General features: G+C 66.3%; 11 protein-coding genes. 8 read left to right on the top strand and 3 right to left on the bottom strand.

Translation table 11 applies throughout. The annotated features are described in order from the left end of the window. Positions 1 to 14 precede the first annotated feature (14 nt). On the top strand, positions 15 to 761 hold the full coding sequence (gene rlmB / locus VIR62_RS07380; RefSeq protein ID WP_431870010.1) for a 23S rRNA (guanosine(2251)-2'-O)-methyltransferase RlmB: 747 nt from the start codon (positions 15 to 17) through the stop codon (positions 759 to 761). A gap of 13 nt (positions 762 to 774) precedes the next feature. Then, complete coding sequence (locus VIR62_RS07375; protein ID WP_431870009.1) at positions 775 to 1455, top strand: hypothetical protein; 681 nt, start codon at positions 775 to 777, stop codon at positions 1453 to 1455. Here the strand turns inward: VIR62_RS07375 and VIR62_RS07370 are convergent. Further along, entirely contained in the window at positions 1452 to 1769 is a 318-nt protein-coding gene (locus VIR62_RS07370; RefSeq protein WP_431870007.1) for a 2Fe-2S iron-sulfur cluster-binding protein, read from the bottom strand. The genes VIR62_RS07375 and VIR62_RS07370 overlap by 4 nt on opposite strands. Before the next feature lie 93 nt (positions 1770 to 1862). Between VIR62_RS07370 and VIR62_RS07365 the strand changes: the two genes are divergently transcribed. The 3 genes from VIR62_RS07365 (at position 1863) to VIR62_RS07355 (ending at position 4443) form a co-directional block, all read left to right on the top strand. Further along, on the top strand, positions 1863 to 2480 hold the full coding sequence (locus tag VIR62_RS07365; RefSeq protein WP_431870005.1) for a DNA-3-methyladenine glycosylase family protein: 618 nt from the start codon (positions 1863 to 1865) through the stop codon (positions 2478 to 2480). A 213-nt stretch (positions 2481 to 2693) separates the two neighbouring features. Beyond that, positions 2694 to 2837, top strand: coding sequence for a hypothetical protein (locus tag VIR62_RS07360; RefSeq protein WP_431870004.1), 144 nt, complete (start codon positions 2694 to 2696; stop codon positions 2835 to 2837). A 136-nt stretch (positions 2838 to 2973) separates the two neighbouring features. Then, positions 2974 to 4443, top strand: a complete 1470-nt coding sequence (locus VIR62_RS07355) for a sensor histidine kinase (protein ID WP_431870001.1) — start codon at positions 2974 to 2976, stop codon at positions 4441 to 4443. A 48-nt stretch (positions 4444 to 4491) separates the two neighbouring features. Here VIR62_RS07355 and VIR62_RS07350 read toward each other — a convergent pair whose 3' ends face one another. Further along, entirely contained in the window at positions 4492 to 5190 is a 699-nt protein-coding gene (locus tag VIR62_RS07350; protein ID WP_431870000.1) for a pirin family protein, read from the bottom strand. Between the two features lie 121 nt (positions 5191 to 5311). Beyond that, positions 5312 to 5938, bottom strand: a complete 627-nt coding sequence (locus tag VIR62_RS07345) for an FMN-dependent NADH-azoreductase (RefSeq protein ID WP_431869998.1) — start codon at positions 5936 to 5938, stop codon at positions 5312 to 5314. 94 nt (positions 5939 to 6032) lie between these two features. Here VIR62_RS07345 and VIR62_RS07340 point away from each other — a divergent pair, with 94 nt between their 5' ends. The 3 genes from VIR62_RS07340 to VIR62_RS07330 all read left to right on the top strand — a co-directional run bounded on the left by VIR62_RS07340 (position 6033) and on the right by VIR62_RS07330 (position 12328). Beyond that, a complete protein-coding gene (locus VIR62_RS07340; protein ID WP_431869996.1) occupies positions 6033 to 6971 on the top strand; it encodes a LysR substrate-binding domain-containing protein in 939 nt (312 codons plus the stop codon). Positions 6972 to 7080: 109 nt separating this feature from the next. Beyond that, entirely contained in the window at positions 7081 to 10431 is a 3351-nt protein-coding gene (locus VIR62_RS07335) for a PAS domain S-box protein (protein WP_431869995.1), read from the top strand. A 67-nt stretch (positions 10432 to 10498) separates the two neighbouring features. Beyond that, entirely contained in the window at positions 10499 to 12328 is a 1830-nt protein-coding gene (locus tag VIR62_RS07330; protein ID WP_431869993.1) for a DUF885 domain-containing protein, read from the top strand. The last annotated feature ends 22 nt before the right edge of the window (positions 12329 to 12350 follow it).

Below are 12350 nucleotides of genomic sequence, written 5' to 3'. Positions count from 1 at the left end.
CTAGTTAGGCGGCCATGCGCCGCAAAGCCCGCCAGGCCGCCAAGCCCGAGAACCGTCCCCGCTTCTGGGGACGCCACGCGGTCGCCGCCGCGCTCGCCAATCCCGAGCGGACGATCGTCCGCCTCTGGACGACGCGGGAAGCGGCGTCGGCTTACGATTTCGACACCTCGATCCCCATCTCCTACGCCGACGCCGCCGATCTCGGCCGCCTCGTGCCCCGCGACGCGCCGCACCAGGGCATCGTCGCCGAAGTGGAAAAGCTGCCGGACATCTGGCTCGGCGACCTCGTCGAAGGCGCGCCGGAAGGCCGGCCGCTGCTCGTCCTCGACCAAGTGACCGACCCGCACAATGTCGGCGCCATCCTCCGCTCCGCCGCCGCCTTCGACGCACTCGGTATCGTCACCCAGGACCGCCACGCTCCGCCCGAGTCCGGCGCGCTCGCCAAGGCCGCCAGCGGCGCGCTGGAGACGGTGCCGTGGGTCCGCGTCGTCAACCTCGCCCGCGCGCTCGACGAGATCGCCGAGGCCGGTTTCTGGCGCGTCGGCCTCGGCGGCGAGGCCGACATGACCCTAGCCGAAGCGATGGGTCCGCCGCGCATCGCGCTGGTGCTGGGCGCCGAGGGCGAAGGCATGCGCCAGAACACCGAGAGTCACTGCGATGCCCTCGCGCGCCTTCCCATCAGCGACCGCATCGAGAGTCTCAATGTTTCCAATGCCGCCGCAATCGCGCTATACGCCGCCGTAACGATCGGGGCGAAATAACGGGGGCAAGAGCATGGGCGCGGCGCGGCTTCTATTGATACTGGCGGCGCCGTTGCTGTTCGCCTCCTGCCTGCTGACGCCGGGCAAGTTCGTTTCGACGCTCGACATCAAGCGCGACCGCGCGTTCACCTTCACCTACGCCGGCGAAGTGATCATCGCCGACCCGGGCAACGCCGTCACCGGCGGCTTCGCCGAGGCTATGCGGAGCGAGACGGAAGGCGACGGGGTCGACGAACAGGAGACGGCGCCTTCCGAAGAGACCGAAGCGACGGTCGCCGAGCGCCGAGCGATCGCCGAGGCGCTTTCCAACGAAGTCGGCTACCGCTCGGCCGAATATCTCGGCGACGGCAAGTTCCGCGTCGACTACGCGATTTCGGGACGCCTCGATCGCGGCTTCGTCTATCCGGTCAATGTCGATGCCGAGGCCGTCATCCCCTGGATAGCGGTCGAAGTCCGAAAGGACGGAACGGCGCGCGTGAAGGCGCTCGCTTTCGGCGGCGAGCCTGGTCCGCCGCGGCCCGGGGACCGTCCCGACAAGGCCAGCCTGGAACGGGAGGGCACCTTCACCCTCACCACCGACGCCAGACTCGTCATGCACAATAATGAGGACGGCGCGGAAGGCAGCAAGGTCGTCTGGCGCGTCACGCCCACCAGCAAGACCGTCCCCACGGCCGTCGTGGGATTCGCCGATTAATCTTCCGGGGCGATCGCCACGCGCAGCCCTGCCAGCGCCTCGCTGAAGGGAATCTGGCAGGACAGGCGGCTGTTCGCCTGCTTGTAATCGGAGCTGTCGAGCAAATGATCCTCGTCGCGGTCCATTGGAGGTAGCGCGTCGAGCCAATCCTCGTCGACATGGACATGGCAGGTGGCGCAGGAGCAGCACCCTCCGCACAGCGCCAGCAGCTCGTCGAAGCCGTTGTCGCGGATCACCTCCATGACGCTGAGGCCAGCCTGCCCTTCGATCGTGGTTTCGCTTCCGTCGCGTGCGACGATCGTGAGCTGGGGCATGTCTGGAAACTGTCCTTGAAAGCGGAAAAGGGGAAGGCGTCGGCCGCCTCCTATGCTAGGCGCAGCCCGTCAATCAAGGCGGAGGGATCGCGGGTGGGAATACCGGCCGAACGGGTAAGAGAGTCACTGGACGAACTGGCGAAGCGCGAACCCCTGTTCGCCGCGGCGCTGGCCGAGGCTGGCTATCCCGAGCCCAGGATCAGCGACCGCGGCTATATCACCCTCCTGCGCACCATCGTCGGCCAGCAGGTCAGCATCAAGGCGGCCCAGTCGATGTGGAACAAGCTCCAGGCGGCGGTCGGCGACTGCTCGGACCCGGCCAAAGTCCTCGCCGCCAGCGACGAGACGCTGCGCGGCGCGGGCCTTTCACGCCAGAAGATGAGCTATGCGCGAAGCCTCGCCGAAGAAGTCATCTGCGGCCGGCTCGATCTTCACAATCTAGCTGAATCCGACGAAGCCGCGATCGCCGAGCTCGTCCGGGTCAAGGGGATCGGCCGCTGGTCCGCCGAGGTCTACCTTCTCTTTGCGGAGGGACGAGAGGATGTTTGGCCCGCGGGCGACCTTGTGGTCCAGATCCAGGTGGGGCGTCTCTTGAACCTCCCCGAAAAACCCGGCGAGCGGCGGGTGCGCGAGCTTGCCGAGGCGTGGCGCCCGCACCGGGGTGCTCTGGCGATCTTCACCTGGCATCACTATCGAACCTCCGTGATCTGATTGCATGGGGTCGCGGACCGGCGGCAGCCCGACACCGGCCCCCAGCGACTCCCCACGCGTCGACACTACCCTTGTAGCAGAATCGCGCCGGGTCCGAAAGGATGCTTGATCCCCAATTTCAACGCTGATTACCACGCTCCTTCTCACGGCCCCGTGCCATACCGGGACCGTCGCCGCCTCATCGGACCCGGCGGCCTCGGAAGGAGAGACCTCATGGAACGGACCAGAAAAGAACGAATGCGACTGCTCATACTTACCGCCCTGGCCTTCGGCTGCAGCTCGGCCTCGCTCGGTGGCACGATCGCCGTCTTCAGCGCTCAGCCGGCTCAGGCGGCGCAATCGCACCGCGTCGCCTGATGGGCGTCGTCGATCGGCGGCTTCGGAGGGCGCGCCGGGGCCGCCGATTTCCATGATCGAAGGTTGATAACCCGCCATTTGCCAAGCGGCCCGCGACTGGACTAGCCTCGCCCCGGGGAAGAGGGGATCACGACCCATGGCTGACAAATGGCCCGATCTATTGCGCGCCCGGTCGTGGCAAGACCTGCCACCGCGCATCTACGTCGCGCTCGTCGGCCAGCTGTTCGGAACCCCCGCCTTCATCAACCTCCTCGAAGTGCTGCTCATCGCCACGATCGGGGGAATGGCATCCTTACGTTCGGGCGACCCCTGGCTTGCCGGCCTCACCCTCGCAACCTGCGCGGCCGTCCTCACGGTCATTCCGCTCCGGCGCCATTTCGAGGCGCGCCGCATCCTCGATGGGCCGGCACCGCGTGTCCGGATCTTCGAACGGTGGTTCGAGCGTCTCTCCTGGATAGTCGGCGGCGGGATCGGCCTGATGGCCGCGCGCGCGGTGCTGGCGACCGACGACGCGCTTGTGCACTTGATGCTGATCTCGCTCGCTTTGGGCGCGGGCAGCACGAACCTACGCTATCACGCCCGACCTCGCATTGCGTTCGGCCGGACCGTCGCGATCAATGGGCCGTTGATCGCGGCCGTCATGCTGACCGGAAATCCCTATTATCTTGCCCTCGGTGTCGCTGCCCTGGCGGCCACCAAGCTTTCGCTCGACATCTGTCGACAGCTCTACCGCGGCTGCCTGGCGCTCTTGACGACGATCGACGAGAAGGAGCGGCTTGCCGCCGATCTGGAAGCCGCCAATGCCGGTCTCGAAAGGCGGGAGGCGGAGCGGCGCGAGACGGAGGCGGCGGTGACGGGACTGCGCGCCGAGCTCACCCATGTGTCGCGGCTGAGCGCCATGGGCGCGATGGCGTCGACCCTCGCCCATGAGCTCAACCAGCCGCTGACCGCCGTCACCAACTATGTGCGCGGCAGCCGGCGCCTGCTGGAAAATCCCACCTCCGCCGCGCTCGACCAGATCGACAAAGCGATGGAGGCGGCCGAAGGCGGCGCCCTGCGCGCCGGCCAGATCATCCGCCGGCTCCGCGGCCTCGTCTACCGCGGCAACGCCGAGACGCGGCCCGAAAACCTGGAGGAACTCATCCGCGCGGCCTGCGACCTCGCCCTGGTCGACGCGAAGCCGCTGGGGATCGTCCACAAACTTGACCTGGCGCCCGACGCGCGATGGGCCAATGTCGATCACGTCCAGGTGCAGCAGGTACTGATCAACATCATCCGCAACGCCGTCGAGGCCATGCAGGGTTCGCCCGTCCGCGAGATCGAGGTCGTCTCCCGCGCCGCCGGAGACTTCATCGAGATAAGCGTCGCCGACACCGGACCCGGCATCGGCGGCGGACCGGACGGCGCCCTCTTCACCCCCTTCAGCAGCACCAAATCGGAAGGGCTCGGCATCGGGCTGTCGATCAGCCGCACGATCGTCGAAGCCCATGGCGGCAAGATCTGGGCGACGGGCGGCAAGGACTGCGGGGCCGTCTTCCGCTTCACCCTGCCGCGCGCGATCGCCCCCGACCTGTCCGGTCTGCGGGCGATACACGAAGCTTCCTGAAACGGCCTCGACCGTCCCTTCCCGGATGATCGGGAGGGGAATATTTCGCTAGCGAGCGTCGACCAGCACGACCTCCGCATCGGCCAGGGCCTTGATCGAGACGCGCTCCTCACCGGTGATCGCGATGCCGTCGCGGGGCTCGGCGCGGGCGCCGTTGACCTCGATGGCGCCACCGACGGCGACCAGATAGGCGTGACGCGACGGATCGAGGTCGAGTTCCGCCGTCTCGCCCGCCCTCAGGGTCGCGCCCATCACGCGGGCCGCAGCATTGATTTTCAACGCTTCCTGATCCTCGGCGAAGCCGCTGGCGAGGGTGACGAAGTTTCCGGCGCGATCATCCTTCGGAAACCGCCTGGCACCCCAGTTGGGCTCGGCGCCCGTTTTGTCGGTCATCACCCAGATCTGGAACAGCGTCGTCGCCTCGTCCTCCAGATTATATTCGGCGTGGCGGACGCCGGTGCCGGCGCTCATCACCTGGACGTCGCCGGCGGCGGTGCGGCCTTGATTGCCCATCGAATCCTGGTGGCTGATCGCGCCCGAGCGAACATAGGTGATGATCTCCATGTCGGCATGGGGATGCGGCGGAAAACCGGACTTGGGCCCGATCTCGTCGTCGTTCCAGACGCGGATCGCGCCCCAGCCCATGCGGGCGGGATCGTGATAACCGGCGAACGAGAAGTGGTGACGGGCGTTCAGCCAGCCGTGATCGGCATGGCCGAGACTGTCGAAAGGTCGAACATCGATCATTGCATGTCTCCATATGAGGCCCGCCGGTGGAGGGGTCCGGCGAGCCTCTGGCCGTCGCCCCGGGAGTGATGGGCGACGAGTTGAAAAGGGGATTACATCTCCATCCCGACAGGGAAACCGGTTATGCGACCAGCGCCAGTTCGCGGTCGGCGAATCCGTTGAGCTCGGCGACGGCGCTCTCGACCGCCTCGGCGACCGCGTCCGGCCCGAAGCCGAGCTTCTCCGCCCGGACGAAGGTGACGTCGGTGATCCCCATGAAGCCGAGCAGGGTCCGAAGGTGCGGCTCCTGGCTGTCGCTGGCGACGCCCGGTCCCTCACTGTAGAGCCCGCCGCGCGTTTCGATCACCACCGCTTTCCTGACGGGCAGCAGGCCCTCGGGCCCGTTCTCCGTATAACGGAAGGTCACGCCGGCACGCAGGATGTAATCGAACCACGTCTTGAGAGCGGACGCGATGCCGAAATTGTACATCGGCGCGCCGATCACCAGCAGCTCCGTCTCGCGCAGCTCGTCCACCAGCGCGTCGGACTGGGCCAGTGCGGCCTTCTCCGTCTCGGTTTGGGCGGTGGCGCGGATACCGGCGACGGTCTCGGGAAGGAGATGCGGAACCGGATCGGCGCCGAGATCGCGGGTCACGATCGCGGCCGACGGATCGCGTTCCCGCAGCTGCCGCACGAACTCGCCGACCAGCTTGTTGGAAACGGACGCCGCGCCGGTAACGGCGCTCTTCAGGACTAGAACCTTGGTCATTTGAACTTACCTCCGATTTCGATTGCAGTCCTAAATTTAGGGCCGTAGCGGCGTTGCGCGTAGCCGCCATGTCTGCATTATGAGGTTGCGAATTATGGAACGCTCTTCGGTCGATCTGATGGATGTGCTCGCCTTCGTGCGGGTGGTGGAGACGGGCGCCTTCGCCCGCGCCGCCGAGCGGATGGGCATGTCCAAGTCGATCCTCAGCCGGCGCGTGGCGCGGCTCGAGGAGCAGCTGGGCGCGAAGCTCCTCACCCGCACCGCCCAGGGTGCCCATCCGACCGACATCGGCGACGCCTATTTCGCGCGCGCCTCCAACATCCTCGCCGATCTCGACGCGGCACGGGAGGTCGTCGCCGACGCCGTGACGCAGGTGGCGGGGAGCATCCGCCTCGCCGCTCCCCTCTCCTTCGGAACCGAATATCTGGGGCCGGCGATCGCCGACTTCGCGAGGATGCATCCGAAGGTCGAGCTCGACATCTCCCTCGACGACCGCACGGTCGACCTCGTCGGCGGCGGCTTCGACCTCGCCGTGCGCATCGGCACGCTCGCGGATTCATCGCTGATCGCCCGCCGGATCGCGCCGGTGCGGGCGGCCGTTCTGGCGAGCCCCGATTATCTCGCCGAGCGCGGCCGGCCGGAGCATCCACGTGACCTGGGCGACCACGACCTCCTCTTCTATGCCAATCCGGGCCGAGGCAATCAGTGGCGGTTCAAGGTCGGCGGGCGCTGGGAATATGTGCGCGGCTCGGCGCGGCTGAGAGCCGACAATGGCGAGCTCTTGCGCGAAGCCGCCTGTGCCGGCCTCGGCGTGGTCATCCTTCCGACCTTCATCGCCTCGCCCGCCATCGCGTCGGGCCAGCTCGAGGTAATTCTGACCGACTATCCGCTGGAGGAGAGCGGACTCCATGTCGTGATGCCGCCGGGACGGGCGACAACGGCACGGGTCAGGGCTCTGGTCGACTTCTTGGCCTCCCGCTTCGGGCCGGAGCCGGCCTGGGACCCCTGCTGGAGCGGGGCGCGGCACTCTTGAGCCCAGGACCGGAAAAACTCGATCAGGCGGGCACTTAACAGTCGCCGTCTGATCGGCTAGCCCTGGACCCGCGGGCACCGCCGACGCAACGGGTGCCGCGGGGACAGATGTGAACAGGACGGGCGGGACAGGGGCGCTGGATTTTCTGGCCGGAGGGGTCGAGAAGCTGCGGCAGGTGGCCGACGCGCTTCCCGCGCTCATCTCGTATATCGACTCGGAACGGCGCTACGGGTTCAACAACAAGGCCTATCGGGACTGGTTCGGGCTGGCGCCCGGAGAGCTCGCCGGCAAGCATCTCAGCGAGGTGATGGGCGAGGAAGGCTATGCCACCATCAAGGGCCACATAGATCGCGTGCTCGCCGGCGAACGGCTCAGCACGGAAATGGCCATTCCCCATAAGAGCGGCGGCGAGCGCCATGTCCATGTCGATTATGTTCCGGACGTGGACGAGACGGGAAAGGTAGCCGGCTATTACGCGCTGATACAGGATATCGACGAGCGCAAACGCGTGGAGGAGGCGCTGCGCGAAAGCGAGATGCGGTTCCGCCGGATCGCCGACAGCGCGCCGACACCCATGTGGGTCACTCGCCCCGACCGAAAGCGCGACTTCGTCAACCGCGCCTATGTCGATTTCCTCGGCATTTCGTACGAGGAAGCCGTCGACTTCGACTGGCGGGCAATCATTCATCCCGACGACCATGACCGGATCGTCGCTGAATCCGTTGCTGGCGAAGCGTCGCTGAAGGCGTTCGAACTCGAGGGCCGCTATCGCCGAAAGGACGGCGAATGGCGATGGCTACGGTCGATCTCACAGCCGCGCGTCGATCCGGATGGGCAGCTCAACGGTTTCATTGGCGTCGCCCACGACATCACCGACGCCAAGCATGCCGAGGAGGCGCTGCGCGGGGAAACGTGCGCACTCGAAACGCTCAATGTCACTGGTGCGGCACTGGCGGCGGAGCTCGATCAGGATCGGCTCGTCCAGATGGTGACCGACGCCGGCGTCGAGCTGACGGGCGCTGCGTTCGGCGCCTTCTTCTACAATGTCCTGAACGACGCGGGCGAGAGCTTTATGCTCTACGCGCTCTCAGGCGCCGAGCGCGCGCACTTCGACAAATTTCCGATGCCTCGCAACACGGCGGTGTTCGGGCCGACGTTCCGCGGCGAAGGGGTCGTTCGTTCCGACGACATCACCCGTGACCCGCGCTACGGAAAGAACAAGCTGCGCAAGGGTATGCCGGAAGGGCATCTGCCCGTGAAAAGCTATCTGGCGGTTCCCGTCCTCAGCCGGTCCGGGGAGGTGATCGGCGGCCTTTTCTTCGGACATCCGAAGCCCGGCCGCTTCCTCGAAAGGCATGAGCGCCTGCTGGCCGGCATCGCCGCCCAGGCCGCCATCGGCATCGACAATGCCCGCCTCTACCAGGCGGCGCAGCGCGAGATCGCCGAGCGAAAGCGCGCCGAGGAGACGCTGAGGGAAAGCGAGGCGCATCTGGCGGCCCTGGTCAACCAGACGACCGCCGGCCTCGGCGAGGTCGACCTGTCGGGCCGCTTCGTCAGCGTCAACGATCGCTATTGCGAGATCGTCGGCCGCAGCCGAGAGGAACTGTTCGACCTCAAGATGCAGGACATCACGCATCCGGACGACCTTCCCGGCAACCTTCAGAAGTTTCACCGTCTCGTCGAAACCTCGGCTCCCTATGAGATAGAGAAACGCTACATCCGTCCCGACGGGTCGCTCGTCTGGGTCAATAACAGCGTCAGCTACATTCGCGCCGCCGAGGACCGCCCCGGGACGGTGCTCGCCGTGACGATCGACATCACCGATCGCCATGAGACCGAGGAGGCGCTGCGGGATCTCAACGAGACGCTGGAGGCCAGGATTGCCGAAGCGATCGCCGAGCGGGAGAAGGTTCAGGAGGCGCTGCGTCAGGCTCAGAAGATGGAGGCGGTCGGCCAGTTGACCGGCGGCATCGCCCACGACTTCAACAACCTCCTGACCGTGGTCATCGGCAATATCGATATGGGCCGCCGCATCCTCGACGCCGGAGGAGGGGACACACGTTTGCGGCGCGCCCTCGACAATGCCCAGCGCGGCGCCGAGCGGGCGGCGGCGCTCACCCAGCGCCTGCTCGCCTTCTCGCGCCGCCAGCCGCTCTCGCCGAAGGCACTCGATGCCAACAAGCTGGTGCTGGGCATGTCGGACCTGCTCGGCCGCGCGCTGGGCGAGATGGTCGTGCTGGACGTCGTCACCTCGCCCAGCCTTTGGCGGATCGAGGTCGACCCCAACGAGCTGGAGGCGGCGATCCTCAACCTCGCCGTCAATGCGCGCGACGCCATGCCGACCGGCGGCAGTCTTACCATAGAGACGGCGAATGCCTTGATCGGCGAAGCCTATTCGGCTCTCCACGCGGAGATCGCGCCCGGCAGCTACGTCGTCATCTCCGTCACCGACACCGGCAACGGCATGTCCAAGGAGATGGCCGCCCGCGCCTTCGAGCCTTTCTTCACGACCAAGGAAGTCGGCAAGGGGACCGGGCTCGGCCTCAGCCAGGTCTATGGCTTCGTCAAACAATCGGGCGGCCACGTGGGCATCCATTCCGAGGAGGGAGAAGGAACGACCGTCAAAATCTACCTCCCCCGCCTGATGGGTGACGGACCGCTGGATGAGGAGGAAAGCGCGAAGCCGGCGCTGGAACATGGCCGATCCGAGGAATGCCTGCTGGTCGTCGAGGATGACGACGACGTGCGTGGCTATACGGTCGAGCTGCTGCGCGAGATCGGCTATCGGGTATTGGAGGCGCATGACGGCCCCTCGGCGCTCCGGCTGCTGGAGCGGCAGGACGCGCCGATCCAGCTCCTCTTCACCGACGTCGTGATGCCCGGCATGTCGGGCCGGGAACTGGCCGAGCACGCTCGTGCGATCCAGCCCGGCCTTCGGATACTCTACACCAGCGGCTACACCCGCGACGCCATCGTCCATGGCGGACGGCTCGATCCGGGCGTCGACCTCATCGTCAAGCCGTTCACCTACCAGGCGCTCGCCCGCAAGGTCCGCGACATGCTCGACACCGGCCGCAGCGGTCGATTGCTGGTGGTCGAGATCGACACGGCGTCAGCCATGTCCGCTGCGCTGGAGGAAGGCGGCTATCTCGTCGATACGACGCCGGACACGGCGGAGGCGCTGAGCCGGATCCGGGCCGGCGACACCCATTATGACGCCATCGTCGTCGACGGGGCGACCGGCAAGGCCGGCACGAAGCTCGCCGCGGCGCTTCGCGCGCTGCACCACGACCTCCCCCTGTTGCTCAGGGCCGGAAAGGACGAGACGCCATTGAAGGCCTTGTTCGCCACAGACCGCTGCACCGCCGTCCTCGGCGAGGTGGCGAATGGCGACCTGATCGAGGCACTGACGAGGCTCGGCGTTCGTTGTGCCGCCAAACACAGCCCATCGCGGGAATGACGGTATTCCCAAGCTGGTCGGATCATGGTCTAGATAACGCCTCCGTTCCGATCAGCCAGGATGTTCCGTGACGCTCAAGCTCGCGCTCGCCGCCCTTTTCCTCGCCGCCACTTCGCCCAGCGCCTACGGGGCCCAGCCCGCGGCGCCCGCAGCCGAAGCTGTCGCGGCGGCCAAGACGGAGGATGCCCGCCTCCTCGAGTTCCTCGACGCCGCCTTCGATGCTCAGGTCGCGATGAGCCCCGAGGCGATGACCAGCCTCGGCCTCAAGACGGATTATGACAAGCTCGACGATTATACCGACGCGCAGAACCGGGAATATCGCGACCTGGCGGAGCGGCAGCTTACCGGGATGAAGGCGAGGTTCGACTATGAAAAGCTGAGCCCCGCCGGGCAGCTCAGCTACCGCTTGTTCGAGAACGATGTCGAGCGCGGGCGCGCGCGCTTCAAATGGCGCTGGCACGATTTCCCGATCTCGACCAACGGCAGCCCGGCCGGCGACATTCCCGTCTTGCTGATCAACCAGCACCGGATCGACACGGTCGCGGATGCCGAAGCCTATGTCTCGCGCCTGAAGGAAGTCGAGCGGGTGATGAACGATGTCGCCGCCAACGTTCGCACTCAGGCCGGCATGGGCATTCTGCCGCCCAGGTTCAATTTCGAGCCGGTGCGGGCCGACGCGAAGAAGGTGCTTACCGGCGCGCCGTTCGACAGCGGCCCCGACAATACGATTCTCGCCGACTTCAAGGAAAAAGTGGGAAAGCTCGATGCTCCGGCCGAGATGAAGGCGAAGCTCATCGCCGATGCGAGCGCGGCGCTGAGCGGTCCCTTCAAGCGCGGCTTCGATGCGATGTTCGCCGTGCTCGACGAGATCGAGCCCCAGGCGACCGACAATGACGGCGCCTGGAGCCTGCCCGAAGGCGAGGCTTATTATGCCGACCAGCTTCGGCTCTTCACGACCACCGACCTCAGCGCCGATCGCATCCACCAGACCGGCCTCGATCAGGTGAAGCGCATCCATGGCGAGATGGAGGCGATCAAGGAGAAGGTGGGCTTCGACGGTACGCTTCAGGAGTTCTTCGCGCACATCAAGACGAGCCCGGAGTTCAAATATCCGAACACCGACGCTGGGCGGCAGCAATATTTGAAGGACGCCACCGCCTATATCGACCAGGTGATGGCGGCCGCGCCCCGATATTTCAGCCGTCTCCCCAAGGCCGGACTGGAGGTGAAAGCGGTCGAGGAATGGCGGCAGGACACCGCGCCGGTCGCCTTCTACAACCGACCGGCGCCGGACGGCTCGCGCCCCGGCATCTATTACGTCAACTTAGCCGACATGACCCAGGTGCTGAAGCCCCAGGTCGAGACCATCGCCTATCATGAAGGCGCGCCGGGCCATCATTTCCAGGGCACGCTGGCGCAGGAGCTTCCCGGCCTTCCCAAATTCCGGCGCTTCGGCGGCAACAGCGCCTATGGCGAGGGCTGGGGCCTTTATGCCGAGCGGTTCGGCAAGGAGATGGGCTTCTACGACGATCCCATGTCGGAGTTCGGCATGCTCTCCTCGCAACTCTGGCGGGCGGTGCGGCTGGTGGTCGACACCGGCCTCCACGCCAAGCGCTGGAGCCGCGAGCAGGCGATCGACTATTTCAAGGAAAACTCGCTGGTGAGCGAGCGCGACATCGTCAAGGAGGTCGAGCGCTACATCAACAATCCCGGCCAGGCGACCAGCTACATGATCGGCCAGATCCGCATCATGGAGCTGCGCGACAAGGCGAAGGCGGCGCTCGGCGACAAGTTCGACATCCGCGAATTCCACACCGTCATTCTCGCCAAAGGCGCTCTGCCTCTCGACGTGCTCGAGGCGCAGGTCGACGCCTGGATCGCCGAGAAGAAGGCATAGTCATGCAAGAACAGGGGTTCCC

Source organism: Allosphingosinicella sp., assembly GCF_036570505.1.
Classification (GTDB): Bacteria; Pseudomonadota; Alphaproteobacteria; order Sphingomonadales; family Sphingomonadaceae; genus Allosphingosinicella.
This window is presented reverse-complemented; position numbering and strand designations above follow the sequence as displayed.